General features: G+C 58.9%; 8 protein-coding genes and 3 pseudogenes. 9 read left to right on the top strand and 2 right to left on the bottom strand.

Translation table 11 applies throughout. The features are described 5' to 3' along the window. From BGO16_RS01695 to BGO16_RS01680, 4 genes and pseudogenes are all read left to right on the top strand, one after another. The coding region (locus BGO16_RS01695) for a cysteine peptidase family C39 domain-containing protein (RefSeq protein WP_292616649.1) at positions 1-762 on the top strand (762 nt) is incomplete at its 5' end. A 15-nt stretch (positions 763-777) separates the two neighbouring features. After that, positions 778-1,083 (top strand): annotated as a pseudogene (locus tag BGO16_RS01690) (transposase); the annotation flags it as partial. Between the two features lie 198 nt (positions 1,084-1,281). Further along, positions 1,282-5,826 carry an RHS repeat-associated core domain-containing protein gene (locus tag BGO16_RS01685; protein WP_292616647.1) on the top strand — a complete coding sequence of 1,515 codons (4,545 nt, stop codon included), beginning with the start codon at positions 1,282-1,284 and terminating at the stop codon, positions 5,824-5,826. Next, entirely contained in the window at positions 5,823-6,320 is a 498-nt protein-coding gene (locus BGO16_RS01680; RefSeq protein WP_292616645.1) for a hypothetical protein, read from the top strand. Before BGO16_RS01685 ends, BGO16_RS01680 begins: the two co-directional genes overlap by 4 nt. Before the next feature lie 236 nt (positions 6,321-6,556). Here the strand turns inward: BGO16_RS01680 and BGO16_RS01675 are convergent. Then, a pseudogene (locus tag BGO16_RS01675) lies at positions 6,557-7,099 on the bottom strand (transposase); the annotation flags it as partial. A 14-nt stretch (positions 7,100-7,113) separates the two neighbouring features. Here BGO16_RS01675 and BGO16_RS01670 point away from each other — a divergent pair. From BGO16_RS01670 to BGO16_RS01650, 5 genes and pseudogenes are all read left to right on the top strand, one after another. After that, positions 7,114-7,215 (top strand): annotated as a pseudogene (locus tag BGO16_RS01670) (transposase); the annotation flags it as partial. Positions 7,216-7,920: 705 nt separating this feature from the next. Next, positions 7,921-8,052, top strand: coding sequence for a helix-turn-helix domain-containing protein (locus BGO16_RS01665; RefSeq protein WP_292616643.1), 132 nt, complete (start codon positions 7,921-7,923; stop codon positions 8,050-8,052). An 8-nt stretch (positions 8,053-8,060) separates the two neighbouring features. After that, positions 8,061-9,059 carry an AraC family transcriptional regulator gene (locus tag BGO16_RS01660; RefSeq protein WP_292616641.1) on the top strand — a complete coding sequence of 333 codons (999 nt, stop codon included), beginning with the start codon at positions 8,061-8,063 and terminating at the stop codon, positions 9,057-9,059. A gap of 228 nt (positions 9,060-9,287) precedes the next feature. Continuing rightward, a complete protein-coding gene (locus BGO16_RS01655; protein ID WP_292616639.1) occupies positions 9,288-10,994 on the top strand; it encodes a hypothetical protein in 1,707 nt (568 codons plus the stop codon). A gap of 528 nt (positions 10,995-11,522) precedes the next feature. Then, positions 11,523-16,034 carry an autotransporter domain-containing protein gene (locus tag BGO16_RS01650; protein WP_292616637.1) on the top strand — a complete coding sequence of 1,504 codons (4,512 nt, stop codon included), beginning with the start codon at positions 11,523-11,525 and terminating at the stop codon, positions 16,032-16,034. Here the strand turns inward: BGO16_RS01650 and BGO16_RS01645 are convergent. Next, on the bottom strand, positions 16,018-16,593 hold the full coding sequence (locus BGO16_RS01645) for a hypothetical protein (protein ID WP_292616635.1): 576 nt from the start codon (positions 16,591-16,593) through the stop codon (positions 16,018-16,020). The two genes, BGO16_RS01650 and BGO16_RS01645, sit on opposite strands and share 17 nt — an antisense overlap. Positions 16,594-16,972 lie beyond the last annotated feature (379 nt).

Here is a 16,972-nt window from a genome sequence, read left to right as displayed (position 1 = left end):
TGCAGGCATCAAGGTTACTCCCTTCGAGTGAATCCTGATGTCTACCTTGCCACATGCGCTGGCTTGGCTGCCGACGCCATCCACACCTTCATCTGTGGATTCCGGGCTGGGCTTCTTGGCCCTATTGCTCCGTTTCATGGGATTGCGGCTGATCCTGCCCAGATCAGCCACCGATTCAGCAGCGCGTTGATCGGCATCGCCGAGATGCTGCGCTGCGCCCGTGAGTTCAAGATCAAGGCGCGAGCGGTGACCACGAACTGGCCGCGTCTGGCAAAACTGTCTCTGCCCGCCATCGCCGAATGCAAGGATAGCGAATTCCTGATCCTGGGTCAGATCACTGACGACAAGGCTGTGGTTCAATCGCCTTCCGTCGGTCGCCCTCAGCTGCTCTCCCGTGCAGAATTCGAAGCCAACTGGACCGGCCGTCTGGTGTTGATGCCGCGCCGCGCTTCGCTGACCAAACTGGCGCGGCGGTTCGATATCACCTGGTTCTTGCAGGCAATGCACAAGTACCGCCGCTTGTTCGGCGAAGTCCTGCTCGCTTCGTTCTTTCTGCAATTGTTTGGCCTCGTCGCACCGCCGTTTTTTCAGGTCATAGCCGACAAGATGCTGACGCATCGAGGCTACACAACACTCGATGTCCTGATCATCGGCTTCATTGCTGTTCCGGTCTTTGAGACTGTGCTCGCGGCTTGTTCGCCATCAGGACCCCTGAGACAAATTGAGGACCTTCACGAAAGGAGGATTTCTGGTTCATCGTAGCCGGAAGGAGCGAAGATGAAGCAGAAATCCGGGCCGGGCAAAGCGCCGGCAGAACAAGTGCTGAAGGACATTCGGCGCCAAACCCGTCGGCAGTATTCGGCGGAAGAGAAGATCCGCATCGTATTGGAAGGGCTGCGGGGCGAGGAGAACATCTCCGAGCTGTGCCGTCGCGAGGGTATCGCCGCCTCGATGTATTGCGGTTGGTCCAAGGAGTTTCTGGAGGCCGGCAAACGCCGGCTGGCGGGCGACACGGCGCGTGCTGCAGCGTCCGGCGAGGTGAAGGATCTCCGTCGTGAAGCCACAATCTTGAAAGAGGTGGTAGGTTGGCGTGCGTCAAATGGAATGTCGATATCGGTAAAGCCTATCTGGGTACTATTATCGAAATGAACCTGTGGATCATATGAATCGACGATATGATTATCAAAATCGCAAAACTAAGCTGCCTCTGATTTTGTTTCTGTGGGACTGGAAGCTTATATGCGGTTTTTTCGCGGGGCTGACGACATAGGGCTATTGCGCGTGGCCGCGTTCGACGACAGTCTGAAGTCGATGGACTTCGCGAAATGGAGGAAGTTTGGTCGATTGGCTTTTGCGATAGAACTGATTTTGTCGGCGCTCATCGGCGCAAAATTTAGGACCGCCGCGCAGCGATGTCTGATGCGCTTATCTCTATTGCTGGCTACGTTGGCTCTTCTGTGCGGGCTTCAGCCTATCTCTCGAGCTCACGCCTACTACTGGAAATCTGCCATGCCGGCGGGTGCGCCCGCTATAACATGTGGGGACGGCTTTGCTTGTGCACGGGCGCAACAAGATGCTTACTATGGGGTCGGAGGCTACATTCCTGATGCCTGCACCTATGGCTACGACTGGGTGCAGCGGATCACCACAGCTAACTGTGGTGGGCATTCCTCTGGAGGCGCGAGCCGCGGGGGTAGCGCTGGCCTATACTGTGACACCGGCGAATACAGAGGTTCGTCAGGGTGTGTTACAAAACGATCACCTGATCAAGATAATCCGCCGATCCCGGACATGTGCCCAGACGGTGGTGTTATGGCTGGTAACCCTGTCGATACGCGTAGCGGCCGCAAGGTTCAAAGCGTTGTTGATTTTGCAAGTGCAGGAAGTTCATCGCTTCGATTTGAGCGCTACTATTCCAGTGCGACGAACTACACGCTGGGCAATTTCGGCCCGACGCGGCTCGGGCGGGGTTGGCGATCTAATTTCGACTCATGGTTGTTTGACGATGGCAATTATATCCGTATCGTCACAGCAGCTGGCCAAGTGTTCATTTTCTACAAGTTGAACAACAATGTATTCCGGCAGTCCTATCTCGACTGGTCGAGCAAGAGCTTTACCGCCGGAACCCAGAACGTCGTCGCCACGCTCGTCAAGAACCTCACAGCGTTGCGGTATGAGTTCAGAACCTCGGACGACACATTATGGAGTTACGATTACAATGGTCGATTGCGGACCATTCAGCTTCGTGGTGGGTACAGCCAAGAACTTACTTACGACGCGAATGGCCTCAACACTCTGGTGCAGGATAGCTTTGGACGGCAGTTGATCTTTGCTTATACGCCGCAAGGTCTGTTGTCGACGATGACGGCATCGGACGGCAAAGTCTATCAATACCAATATCTAAACCATTCCGACCCAACGATCTTCAATGGCATCAATGTCGATACGATCGACAAGGCGTTCTTTGTCCTAGAGAAGGTTATCTATCCGGATGACACCGTTGATCCGACCGACAATCCCAAAGTACAATACCATTACGAGAATACATCCTTCCCCTTCGCCTTGACCGGTATCACCGATCAACGGGGAGTCCGCTCCGCGACGTGGGCGTACGATTCATCTGGCCGTGTCACGTCATCGGTACATGCTAATGGCGTAGAGGAATATCAGTTCGCCTACGACGATGTCGCTAACACCACAACGGTGACCAATCCACTCGGTAAGGATACGGTTTATCATTTCGTCGTCAACGCAGAAGCGCTGAACAGGCTGACCCAAATTGAAGGCAAGGTCTCAGCTCACTGCACGGCAGCTAACACCACCTACACCTACGACACCAACAGGTTTATCAATCAGGTTACTGACGGTGAGGGTCGCATTACCCGCTTCGTGCGTGATACGCGCGGCAACGCCACTTCTGTAACGCGTGCTTATGGGACGGCAAGCGCGCAATCCGACGCTGCGACTTGGCATACGACGTTCAATGTGCCGACTCAGATCGTTCAACCGGGCCTTACAACTGATCTGACCTGGAATACGCTCGGTCAAATGACCGCGTTGACAGAAACCGACACCAATACACAAACGATTCCTTACTCAACGAATGGTCAGACGCGAACCTGGGCTTACACTTACAATAGCGCGGGACAACTCCTCACGGTCGATGGGCCTCTCGCCGGGACTGGAGACACCGTTACCTATACCTATGATACCAGCGGCTTCCTGGCGTCGGTGACCAATGAACTCGGCCAGACAAGCACGGTCAACTCGGTCAATGGTCGCGGTCAGCCGACTGCGATAACCGACCCAAATGGTGGCGTGACGGATCTGACGTACGACTCACAGAACCGCCTAAAGACGACGACGGTTGATCCTTCCGGTCTGTCTGCCGTTATCACGATTGACTATAACGACGTTGGCGACGTCACCAAGATTGCACGGCCTAATGGCGCCTATCTGCAGTACACCTACGACGACGCGCGCCGCATCACGAAGGTCGAGGACAATACCGGTGCCTATGTCGAGTACGACCGCGACAACCTGGGCAATGCGACGGCGCGCCGGATCAAGGACTCCGGTGGAACGCTGCAACTGACCCAGACTGCCACTTTTGACGAACTCGGCCGCTTGCTGACCTTTGTGGGTTCCTCGAGCCAGACCTGGACCCACGGCTACGACAAGACCAACAACCGAGTCTCGGTGACCGATCCGCGCTCAAATATCTTCGGTTGGTCTTTTGATGCACTGAACCGGTTGATTAGCACGATCAACGAAGAGGGCGATGTCGTCACCCTGACACGCAACGGCAAAGACGAGATCACCAACTACAACGATCCGCGCTCCCTCGATACCACCTATGTCCGCAACGGCTTCGGCGACATCATCCAGCGTACCAGCCCGGATACCGGGACTACGGTCTACACCTACAACGCGCTGGGCAAGCCGACCCAGATCACCGACGGGCGGAGCGTCGTCACCAACCTGACCTACGACAATGCCGGCCGGCTGCTGACCAAGCAGTATCCGGCAGCCACCTCCGAGAACATCACCTATACCTGGGACAGCACCACCGGCGGCAACAAGGGCGTCGGCCGGGTGACCAAGATCCAGGATGCTTCGGGCACGATCGAATGGACCTATAACGCGCTCGGCCAGGTGACCCAGGAAAAGAAGACTACGTCGTCCGTGGCCTACACGGTCGGCTATGCCTACGATCTCGACGGCGACATCACCCAGATCACATATCCGTCGGGCCGTACCGTCACCTACAACCGTGGTTCGACGGGGCTGGTCACGGATGTAACCACCAAGGCAACGCCTTCCAGTTCCTCGGCGACGTTGGCTTCGAGTGTTGCCTACCAGCCGTTCGGACCGCTGCAGACCCTGACCTACGGCAACGGGCTGATCTTATGGAAGACGTTCACCCAAGACTACGCGCTCAACACCTTGATTGTCGAGCAAGGCACGAACTCGGTCATCAACCGCGGCTACGGCTATTGGAACAACGACTTCGACATCACTAACGTCTGGGACAATAACGTCACCTCGCGCACCGAGAACTACGTCTACACGCCGAACCACTGGCTGCAGAACATCTATGGCGACTTCGGCACCCAGACCTACTGGCAGGACGGGGTCGGCAACCGCACCTACGACATCTTCGACAACGGCACCACCACGACGACCAAGTCGCTCGGCTATGCCTATAACAACAACCTCGTCCTCAATACGATCGACGGGTCGACCACGCTGCGCACCATCACCCATGACGGTGGCGGCAACATCATCACCGACGTGCGGGGATCGACGACCTACAACTATCGCTACAATAACCGTGGCCGGCTTGACCGCTTGACGGTCGGCAGCACGGTCAAGGCCGACTACACCTATGACGGGCTGGAGCGGATGGCGATCCGCGCCACCCAGAACATGACCCCGTCGGGCACCACCCATTACATCTACGACCGGGCAGGGCGGCTGCTGGCTGAGGCGACCGGCACCGGCACCATCCAGCGCGAATACGTCTGGCTCGATGACATGCCGCTGGCGCTGTTCGCCGACCTCGATACCGGCTCACCGAAGCAGTGGTACGTCCATCCCGACCATCTCGATCGCCCGAGCAAGATGACGGATGCGAGCCAGGCCGTGGTGTGGGACGCCTGGTACACCACCTACGGCGAGGTGCAGTCGATCACCGGCAGCGCTACCATGAACCTGCGCTTCCCCGGTCAGTATTTTCTCGTCGAATCCGGGCTGCACTACAACTGGCACCGCCACTACGATCCCTCGCTCGGACGCTACATCCAGCCCGATCCGAACGCAGACGTCATCGCCACTACGCCGGTCAACCTCGACGGCTCGACGCTGATCGCGCGCGGCGGCATCACCGGCGGCTCGCAACAGCACCTCAACAACACAACCTCGGGTGACTACAACACCCAAATCGGTGTCGAGCTCCCGGAGTTCGTCGACGGACCAAGCCTCTACGCGTATGCAAGGTCGCAGCCGTCGATGATGGTGGATTGGCTTGGTTTGCAGGCGATGTGCTGGATGCCTGGTAGTCAATGTTCTGAGGAACTGAGGCGATATTTGCAGGATAATGTAAACACATTCTGTAAACCACGTCCTCCAAGCTGTCAGCCGGGAGACTCGTGTCCCTCTATGGACGACAGGATAAATCGGTTCAATCAATGCGGAACCGCAAGAAAGGCGATTAACGATCGCTGCTATAATGGCGGGGATCCTGGACATCAGTTTGAATATGCGCGAAACAGGATGGATTCTGCTCGGTGTCTTGGACTCACACCTACTTGCACAACTCAATGACTGAAATGGACGCGCTTCTAAATATTATCAACGAGGCATTCCCAGTGTCTCCGCAGCCGCCCCGCTTTTTTTTGTTGGAGCATGAAGCCTCGCTTGATCTCGACATACCTCGGGAGCTCAAGGAAAGAATAGCCGGGCGTTCTTGGACGCATGTGACCCTTCTAGATTGGAGAATGATCGGAGCATCGCCAATGGTAGCGCGAAGGTATTTAGAACCAGCGACATTTCTATATTATGTTCCGTCAATAATCGTTGGGGCATTTCAAGAAACCGCATTCATCGACTTCGCTCTTGAAGCAATAATTCCCGACAACAAAACTCGCATACCTCGCGGCGAATGGTGGCATAAGTTCTCAGCTGCAATTACTCTGCCTCAAAGAGCGGCGCTGTCAGCGTCTCTTTCATATATTCGGCTTACGCTTTGGGACAGTATTGGTTTAGCAAATCAATCGTTGCTTGAGCATGCGGAGACTATTTGGAATTCCCGTGATTAATCTTACCTCGGTCTGCGCTCAGAAGACACCGGCTCGCCGAAGCAGTGGTACGTGCATTGCGACCATCTCGATCGCCCTGCCAGGATGACGGATGCGAGCCAGCCAGGCCGTGGTATGGGACGCCTGGTACACCACCTACGGCGAGGTGCAGTCGATCACCGGCAGCGCCGCCATGAACCTGCGCTTCCCGGCCAGTAGTCCCTCGTCGAATCCGGGCTGCACTGTAAGCGCTGTTTTCAGCCCCACGTATTTGAGATTTGCGCAGCGGAATAGGTCCAAGGCAGCAGGTCATCGATTTGGCTGTTGGTGGCCGTTGACGATCCTGGTGATGGTAGGCGTGCGGCTCTACGCCGATGAGTTTGCACGTCTCGATCAGCGAGGCGATGACGGCCCAGCGCTCGCCACCACCGTCCGAACCGGCGAACAGGGCGTTCTTGCGATTGAGTGCAATCGGGCGGATGGCGCGTTCGACGACGTTGGAATCGATCTCGATGCGGCCGTCGTCGATGAAGCGCGTCAGCCCTTGCCAGCGCGACAATGCGTATCGGATAGCTTCTGCGAGCTTGGTCTTCTGACTGATCAGGGCGAGCCTGGCGCGGAGCCAGGGTTCGAACTCATCGATAATCGGTCGGCTCTTCTCCTGGCGGACGATGCGGCGCTCGCCGACGCTGCGGCCACGGATCTCGCCTTCGATCGTATAGAGCCCGGCAATGCGTTCGAGCGCTCGCTGGCGATCGGTGCAGACCCGCAACGGCGAGTTCATAGAAGCGTCGGCGGACGCGAAAGTGCCGGCAAGTACTCGGCGGAAGAGAAGATCCGCATTGTGCTGGAGGGGCTGCGCGGCGAGGAGAACATTTCCGAGCTCTGTCGCCGCGAGGGCATCGCCGCCTCGATGTGTTAAACCGGAATTCGCCGGGGCGCGCCCAAGCGGCTACCCGAGTGAAATTATATATATGTCAATAATATAAGAGTTCGCGGTTTTGTTCTGAATGGCGCGCCAAAACCGCCGATCGCTCTCTATGGTGCGCTATGGCCGCCGAGATTGCCACCTACGCAACCAAGTGCAAGATGGTCCATGCTTGAAGAGCGTAGAAACCGTGGCGTTTGGTGGTAAGAAAGTTCGAATCTCTTATGGTCGACGTGCTCGACTCTGCTCAGGCGTTGAGTGTAGCCTGAAGATGGCAGAAATGCACTCCAGTCCGGTTAGCTTACGCGATGCCTTGGCAACCACTTGATCAAGAGCATCGCTATAGAAACTGGTATGCGCGGCTCTGAACCCAACGCAATCAACCGTCGTGGCGCCATAGCCATTGGTCACGTTGCCGACAAAATTGTAAAATTCATTCCTTATCTAATTTAAAGCTGGCTGATTATTGTACGTACGCCCCTCTTGGGGGAGGTCTTTGCGAGCATGGATTGGCTTTGCTATAGTTTGCGACATTCTATCACTAGCGGGGCAGGCATCGCATGTTACCGCCGTTTTACTGTTTTTCGACCGCGACATATCCGCATCATGAGCGGCTCGCAAATTTTCGCTGGACGGTGATCGAGCTTCGCGCAGTTCCGGCGGCCTGCATCACATGGGAAACCAACTCGGCGCATGATTTCGAGATGCTGCACGGCCGATCTCGCGGTTCGGCTGGGTTTCGGCGACCCGTCCTACTTCAACCGCGCCTTCCGCCGGGCCCACGGTGAGATCCCGTCAGGCGTGCGCCAGCGGTCGCTTCAGTGAGGCTCACCGTGAAGGAAATTCTGGATACATCCGATCCTGAAAAACTGCGCTTCTCCACTGCGGCGTTGCCGGCGCGCGAACGACTGACCCTTTTTCGGGAAGTATTCGGGCGCGGACTCCTCAATATGGACATCGTTCCGCTCGAAAAAAATGGCTGGGCGGAGTGCGAATTTCGGATGCTGCCGGGCGCAAGCATCATGTGGGGCGGCAATTCGGCCCACCGCTTCGAGAAGGCCCGCGAACCGGCGTTGGAGAGCGATGACCTCATCATGGTGTGGGTGACCACGCCGATGCGCGGCATGTTCCGGCAGAGGGGCAGGGAAATCGCTCTGAACGAGGGCTCGACGTGGCTCCTGTCGTGCGAACACCACACCGTGACTGAGAATGTCGAACCTGTCCGCCACGTGAACGTGAAGCTGCCGCGCGTTGCTCTGGCGCCGCTGGTGCCGAACATCGATGATGCCTTCATGCGGCCGATCCAGCCCGACGCGGAAGCCGTGAAATTACTCAAGAGCTATGTTGAAACTCTGGGACGAAATAGCGGGCTTGAAGATGCCGCTGTCCAGCAGGCGATGGCCTTGCACATCTGCGACCTGATCGCGCTGGCCGTCGGGACAACCCGCGACGGCGCTCAACTGGCGCAGGAACGGGGTCTTAACGCCGCGCGTCTGGCTGCTGTCAGAAAACTTGTCCTCGAAAACCGGTGGGATCAAAACTTTTCGGTGAAGACTGCGGCGATATGTCAGGGCGTCACGCCGCGCTATATCCAGATGCTTTTCGAGGCCACTGGTACGACCTTTTCGGCATTCTTGTTGGAACAGCGGCTTGCGCTCGCCCATAGGCGCCTGAGCGATCCACGCCTGGCCGGCCGCTCGATCAGCGCCCTCGCGCTCGATGCCGGCTTCGGCGACCTTTCCTATTTCAACCGCGTCTTTCGCCGGGCTTACGGTGAGACGCCGTCCGATGTACGCAACCGCGCCCTTCACGCCGCCCCATACAGGCGTTGAGGGGTGGATCGGTAAGAATCGGCACCTGGTCCGTCGGATCGAACAAGTCGACTTCGTTTCAGGACTAATGGTCACTTCGCTCGTGCCCAAGCATCGAAGGAGCTTCACCGATATGACTTTACGCTGAACGGCGATCTGTCCGTTCTCTCCCATGACGAGGCAACTGCTCATTCGCAGGCCCTTCTTCGGTAGAGGCACCAGATCAATTTTTGGCGGAGGTACGCCCCGATGATGGTCGAGTTCCGATTTCACACGCTGCACTGCATCCGGACAGGCGAATCGGGAGCGGGAGAGCCCTATTTGTGGGCGTCGGTCATCAGACTCGATTCAACGCTGCTGGGGCAGACCGAAGACGGCCGGTTCCTGACCGGCGAACCTCAATTTATGTTCAATAAGGGTAGTCAGCGTAATCTGGGCGGTCCGATCGAAAATGGCAAGCATCGCACGATCGATCCGGCAACTGGTAGATTCGTGTTCGACCTCCAGCCTTTGAATCTCAATCTGGGGACGTTCGAGGTCGAGACCGATGGAGCGGTAGGCTATATCGTGGCGCTGCTGGAAGAGAACATGGTGCCGGCAAGGGCGATGGAAGCCGCGCATCATGCGTTCAACGCCGTGGCCAAGCGGCAGATGGGGCAGCTTCTGCGGCAGATCGATCTGATCAGCGTCGGCTTGGACGTCATGAGCAGGAAGCAACATCATGCGGACGTCAACTCGACCGAAGAGGAGAAGCAGGCATCCGACGACGAGAACCGAGCCCTCGTCCGCCAGGTACTGCTGGAGCGACTGGGGGATGACATCAAGAGGATTCAGGAGGAGGCAAAGGAAGAGATCGTCCGCGTCGCGGCGGCCGAAGGAGGCATAGAGGCTGTCGTCCTGGAGAACCTCTTCGCAGGATTATTCGCCGTTCTCCCCGCAGCCGGGTTCGACCCTGACAATTTTCGAGGTCTTAAATTTGATGCGTTGATGGGCGACGATATAGCAAAGGGCGAACCGATCAGTGACCGGTTGCGTTTTGCGCCCGCGCGCTCGGGCATTGTCGGCGGCGGCGGTGGCGGTGGGCCCGGTGGGAGTGCGCTCTATCACATCGATTTCAGTTTCTCGCGCACTGACGCGATCGATCGGTGGCAATCGCTGGGCGGTGAGCTAACGGAAGCGCCAGCCGTTGCTTCGACCGGGGAGAACCGACTCGACGTGTTTGCGCGGGCGACCAATAACGCGCTCTACCGGCGGAGATGGACGGGCAAGGCATGGACGGATTGGGAGGAGTTGGGCGGCCGGATCGCGTCTGCGCCCGCCGCGGTCTCCTGGGGTGCGAGCCGGCTGGACGTCTTCGTGAAGGGCGAGAACGATCGCCTCTGGCAGTGGTGGAGCGACGGCCAGCGGAATGGCTGGCAGGAACTGGATGGCGAACTTACCTCGGCGCCTGCCGTGGCCTCGCAGGAGCGCGGTAGCCTCGATGTGTTCGCCCGCGCGACGGACATGACGCTCTACCGCAAGAAGTGGCGTGGCAGTTCATGGGGAGAGTGGACGCCCGTGCCGGGCAGCATCAAGCTGACCTCGGACCCGGCGGCGGTAGCCTGGGGGAAAGGCCGGCTCGACGTTTTCATGCGCGGCGAGGACATGGCGCTCTGGCAATGGTGGACGAATGGACAGCAGAGCGGCTGGCAGCGGCTCGGTGGAGAACTGACATCCGGTCCTGCGGCCGCTTCTCGAAGGGTGAACAGGCTCGACGTCTTTGCGCGCGGCACCGACAACGCGATCTACCATATCCTGTGGGGTGGTACCGCTTGGAGCCGGTGGGAGACACTGGGCGGCAGCGCGGCTTCATCGCCTGCGGCCGTCTCGTGGGGGCCGAACAGGCTCGACCTGTTCATGAGGGGGAGCGACAACACGCTGCGGCAACGATGGTGGGATGGGACGTGGCGTCCTTGACCCAAACGCACCGCTCGTTGAGGAACGTCGCCCACCCTGAAGCTGCGATCCCGGTAAATCAATCTCGGAGTTGAAACGCGATGCCAGTCGCGGCGTTGGTATGCGAAAGGCGTATCGGGCTTTTCGAGATTTCTCCTGGAACAAGCGGCTGTCTTCGTTGTCTGGCGGATCGGCGTTCTCTCCCGCCGCTCGGCCGACCCGTGCGACTATGCTCGACACCGGTTCAATCCGCCTCCTTCGCCTGATCTTTGGCGAAACACCGTCCTATGTGGCTACCCGCCCGCAGGTTGGCCCGCGCAGATTCTGACGCCGGGATCGATCAGCAGCGGCGCTCGTCGGCTCGACTTAGGTGACTTCGTTTTAGGAGTATTGGTCACTTCGCTCCTGCCCAAGCGACGAATTCGCTTCGCCTGTATGACCTTACGCTGAACGTCGCGATACGACGTGCAGCCAATCATGCGTGTCCAAATGACGGAATGACGCGATCGATCGGTCAGCGCCTCGCGATCCGAAAAGAGAGGATGGTGTATGATCGTCAATGGTTCGTGCCTTCGCCGCTCGCTCCACCTCGCCGCAAGTTCCACCGCTCTTGCCACCGGCCTCGCCTTCCTGCCGAATGAAGCGCATGCTCAGTGCGCGCCGATAGGGCCGACGCAGGTCGTTTGCTCGGGTCCCAACACCACCACCCAGAATATCAATATCCACAATGCGGCCGTATCGACCTTTTCTGGATTCTCGGTCGATACGACCCTGACCGGCGGTAACGCGCTCGATATCCAGGCCAGCGGAGCCTTGAGCTACACTGACGTCAATGCGGCATCGCTGACCGGAGCAGACACGGGTCTTCGGATGCTCACGATGGGTGCATTCGCCAATCCCGGCAGCATCTTCATCGATACAGCGGGCGTCATCACCGGCCAGAACGCAGGCGTCTCCACCCTCAATCGAGGCACCGGCACCACCAACATTCGCGTCGGCGACGTGCAGGCGCTCAGACCGGGTTTCGGTGTCGGCATGAGCATCGTCAATCAATTGGATGCGACTGGTCTGATTATCAATGCCGGCAATGTCGCCGGTGCCTTCAGCGGCATTTACGCCCTGAACGGGGGAGCCGGCAACACAGACATAACCGTGACCGGTCAGGTCGTCGGCGGGAGCGGCTTCGGCTTGCATGCGCTGAACAACTCGATAGCGGGCGGCGATCTCTCGATCCGTGCAGGCGTTGTCCGTGGCGGAAACAGGGGCATCATCGCCGAGAATTTCGGCCATGGGGCGACGCATGTCGTCGTTGACGAGGTGATCGCAGCGGATGGGACCGGCATCACAGGCTACAACGGCGCCAACGCAACCGATCTGACGATCGACGCCGGGAACGTGACTGCCTCCAGCACGACGGGCGGAAACGGAGGGATTCAGGCGCAGAATGGCGGCACGGGCGCGACCCGCGTGACCTCGACGGGTACCGTTTCGTCGGGCGTGACCGGCATTTTCCTGAGCAACAGCGCGACAGCGACCCACCAGACCATCGAGGCCAACAACGTTACAGGCGGACTGACCGGCATCGCCGTGTTCAACAACGGTGCGGGCGTGACCCGCATACATACCACCGGTGACGTCATCGGCTCGAGTCTGGATGGTATTTTTTCGTACGCTGGTACAAATGCAGCCGGCACCACTGTCCAGGTCAACAACGTGACCGGGGGCCAGAACGGCATTGAAGTCGTGCACAACAGCGCATCGCTCACCGGCACGCAAATCTATTCGTCCGGCAATGTCATCGGAACCAACGGGACAGGCATCCTCGCCACGAACAATGGCGGGGGCGGTTTCAACGACCAGGTGACGGTCGACGTGACCAATGTGGCCGGCGGCGTCGACGGAATCCGCCTCACCAACAACGGCTTTGGCAACTCATTCACCTTCTTGCGCGCGGCCGGGGACATCGTTGGCGGAAGCGGCAAGGGCATTGTTGTCGATAACGGTTCGGGCACGTCCGGCATGACGATACACGTCAACAATGTGACCGGAGCCACCAACGCGATCGAAGCTGTGAACATGGGGAACGGAGCGACGCGCGTCGAGGCCACCGGCCTTGTCACCGGAACGAGCGGGAGCGGCATCGACGTCAGAACCGGTATAAACACGACGGACTTGACCGTCACCGGCGTCAACGTCACCGGCGGCATCAATGGCATGCGGGTTTCCAACAATGGAACCGGGGAGACGCGCATCGTGGCCACCGGCACCGTCTCCACTGATGGCGTCGGTTTTGGTATCCTCGCCGCGAACAGCGTGACGGCGACCGGCCTGACCATCGAAGCGGTTGACGTCCGCGGCGGCCAGGGTGGTATCTTCGCCTTGAACCAGGGTACGGGCACCACCCGCGTCACGAGCACCGGCACCGTGGCCAGCGCCGCGGCAAGCGGATACGCAATTCAGGTGCAGAATAGCATCGATGGCGGTGATGTGTTTCTTGAAGCGACCAACGCCACCGGTGCGAACGGGATCTACGTCCTGAATGACGGCACTGGCAGCACCCATGTCTCCGCCAGCGGAGCTGTCGTGGGGACGAGCGGCAATTTCGGCGTTTTCGTCAACAACGCGGCGAGCGCGGTCGATTTGACGGTCAATGTGGCGAACGTCTCCCATGACCGTTTCCAGGCGATGTCCATCGTCAACGAGGGCACCGGCGCGACCCGTGTGACTGCCACCGGCAATGTGATCGGCGGCGGAGCGGCCGGCATGTTCGTCGGCAATGGCGCAACCGCAACCGATCTTAGGATCAATGCGGTGAATGTGACCGGCCGAACCGATGGCATATTTGCCAGAAACGAAGGCACCGGCGCGACGGCGGTCACCGCCACGGGCCAAATCGTCGGTACGGACGGCGATGGAATCAGCGTTTCCAGCGGGGCTAACACCACCGGCCTCACGATCGAAGTGGCCCAAGTTTCCGGCCGGGAGTACGGCATCCTCGCGAACAGTGCCAGCACTGGCGACACGCTCATCACTGCAACAGGTGTCGTCACCGGCCAGATAGCGGGCATCGCGGCCTACAATTTTGGCCATGCACGCGACCTGAGGATCGAAGCCGCGACGGTGAACGGGGGCATCGACGCCGTTAACGGTGGCATCGGCACGACCTCTGTCACAGCGACCGGCATGGTGACCGGGGCGATCGGATCGACGTCGAGCGCGATCCGCGCAACCAGTAACGGCCAGCCGATCGAAATCGTGCTGAGCGGCGCGGCATCCGGCGCGCGTAACAGTTCTGGCCGAGCCTCGAGCCTCGCCGTGGTCGCCGAAGGCGGTCCGGTGAGCCTGACCAATGAAGGCCATGTCACAGGCGGTGTGCTGTTCTCGGGCGGGTTCGCCGATCATGTCGCCAACACCGGCGTCTGGTCGATCGCCGGTACGAGCGATTTCGGTGGCGGCGTCGATACAGTGGTCAACGACCCGTCCGGTACGCTGCGCGCGTTTGGCGATGTGCAATTTGATAATCTGGAGAGTTTCACCAGCCGGGGTATGGTGACCATGCAGAATGGCGTGGCGGGAGATCGTTTCGCCACGTCCGCAAACATCTCGCTCATGCCTGGATCGCGCCTTGCGGTCGACATTAACGCGGCAGGTCTTGCCGACAGCATCCATACGACGGGCACTGCCAATATTGCAGGCTCGGCGCTGAACGTCTCGGTCCAGGGGGTACGGATCGGACGCTATACGGTGGTGACGGCAGACGGAGGGCTCATCGGTACGTTCGGTTCGGTCGCGGGGATCGGTCCGATTTCGGCGTTTGCCAGCATTACCGACGGCTATGACGCCACCAACGCCTATCTCGACGTGTTGCAGGTGCGCGATTTCGCCGACGCCGGCCTGACCCGCAACCAGAAGGCAGCCGCCGCAGGCGTCCAGAGCCTGTCGGGTGGCAATCCGCTCTACAACGCAATCCTGGCTCTTCCGACCGATTCCGCCGCTCGCAACGCCTTCGATCAGGTTTCGGGTGAGGCTCATGCATCGGCGCAGACCGCTTTGATCGAAGACAGTCGGTTCGTTCGCGATGCTGCAACCAATCGTATCCGCGCGGCCTTTGGCGCTGTCGGTGCCTCGCGCGCGCCGGTAATGGCGTTTACCGATCCCATCTATAGCGGTCCTGCCATGGCTTATGCCGCGCTCGATCCAGGCAGGGCATCCAGCGTTGCCGTTGCACCGACGACTGACCGCTTCGCACTATGGGGCCAAGGCTTCGGCGGCTGGGGGCACACCAACAGCGACGGCAATGCCGCCCGCCTCAATCGCTCAACTGGCGGTTTCCTGATTGGCGGCGATGCTCCAATCTTTGAAACTTGGCGGCTCGGCATGATGGCAGGCTACAGCCACACTACCTTCAACGTCAGGGATCGTGCTTCATCGGGCGCGAGCGACAACTACCATCTCGGGCTCTACGGTGGCACGCAATGGGGCAATCTCGGCTTCAGGACCGGCGCGGCTTACACGTGGCATGACATGACGATGAACCGCAGCGTCGCCTTCGCGGGCTTCGGCGACAGCTTGAAGGCCGATTACCGGGCGGGCACTGCCCAGATCTTCGGCGAACTCGGCTATGGCATCCGCACCGGTAATTTTGGCTTCGAACCGTTCGCTAATCTCGCCTACGTGAATCTTCACACTGACGGCTTTGGCGAGCGAGGCGGCACCTCGGCTTTGCGCAGCACGGCCAGCAACACCGGTGTCACGTTCACCACGCTCGGTGTCCACGCCTCGACTGACTTCGATCTCGGTGCGACCGCAGCGATGCTGCGGGGTACGGTGGGCTGGCGTCACGCCTTCGGTGACACGACGCCGCTCTCGACGTTCGCCTTCACGAGCGGCTCACCGTTCACGATCGCCGGCGTGCCGATTGCCAGGAATGCCGTCGTGCTCGATGCGGGCATTGATATCGCTATCACTAGAAACGCGACGCTCGGCATTTCCTATAACGGACAATTTGCGTCGAGCGCTTCTGATCAATCGGTCCGAGCAAATTTCAATGTGAAATTCTAACGCTCTTAGCGCGAAAGCGACAGCACAGCTTTAATCTATTTGCGGCGCTATATGTCAAACGGAAACTGGAATCGTGATCTTCGTTCTGACATTCATCATCTTGCTGATCTTTATTTTCGTTGGAGCATATTTTCTTCTGGATGATTTCGATCCAGAGGGAATGCTCTTTCCCGCCTTTTTGATCTCCGCCGGGGGGGGCGGCGCTGTCACATTTGCCCTGTCCGATGCCGATCGTCTCCTGATCATTGGAAGCATTTTTTTCCTGACCGCATGCATTGTTCTCGCAATTTTTTGGTGCAATCGACGATCCCGCAGACGAAGTACCAGGCAGGATCGTTGAATTAGGTGTAAGCGAGCGAAAAGACGGCAAGACTTCGTGAATTTGCACCTCGTATTCGTGCAGACTCCAAATCTTATTCGATCCAGATGCGCGGCACGCAGACGAAAAGGGCGTTCGCATAGTGAACAACACGATCAAATTTCTCCGAGCCTCTTTCGCATCGCGGACTATGGTGGCCGGCGTCCTGCCTTGGCTGACGATGGTGGCCGACGTCTTCATGCCGAGCCGGGCGGCCTCTCTTAATGACAGCCTTGAACGCCCGCCGCCTGAGCACATCGAATTTGCTCAAGCTCAGAACGGTGGTTCGGTTGCCCCGGGCTCACGTTTGCCGGAGGGAGCATCGTCTCTCTCCGAAACCTACGGAAATTGGCGGGTTGCTTGTGCCCAGCAAGGCAACGGCAAACGCTGTGCTTTATCGTAAGTTCAAACACAGCAGAATGGCCAACGCGTTCTCGCGATCGAGCTCAATACGCCCGCCACCGGCAGCACGGTGTCTGGCACTCTGATTATGTTTGGTCCCGGCATTTGCTGGAGCGGATTGAAGCTGAACGGTTCGGGCAGTGAGGTCCATGCCTTGCAGATGAACTCGTAGGGTGTG

It is taken from the genome of Nitrobacter sp. 62-23 (assembly GCF_001897285.1).
Classification (GTDB): Bacteria; Pseudomonadota; Alphaproteobacteria; order Rhizobiales; family Xanthobacteraceae; genus Nitrobacter.
This window is presented reverse-complemented; position numbering and strand designations above follow the sequence as displayed.

Bases quoted from the DNA above. Each gene is read 5' to 3' on its own strand.
- BGO16_RS01680 (WP_292616645.1), top strand. From the start codon at position 5,823: ATGACTGAAATGGACGCGCTTCTAAATATTATCAACGAGGCATTCCCA.
- BGO16_RS01645 (WP_292616635.1), bottom strand. From the start codon at position 16,593: ATGAAGACGTCGGCCACCATCGTCAGCCAAGGCAGGACGCCGGCCACC.
- BGO16_RS01650 (WP_292616637.1), top strand. From the start codon at position 11,523: ATGATCGTCAATGGTTCGTGCCTTCGCCGCTCGCTCCACCTCGCCGCA.
- BGO16_RS01665 (WP_292616643.1), top strand. From the start codon at position 7,921: ATGATTTCGAGATGCTGCACGGCCGATCTCGCGGTTCGGCTGGGTTTC.
- BGO16_RS01655 (WP_292616639.1), top strand. From the start codon at position 9,288: ATGATGGTCGAGTTCCGATTTCACACGCTGCACTGCATCCGGACAGGC.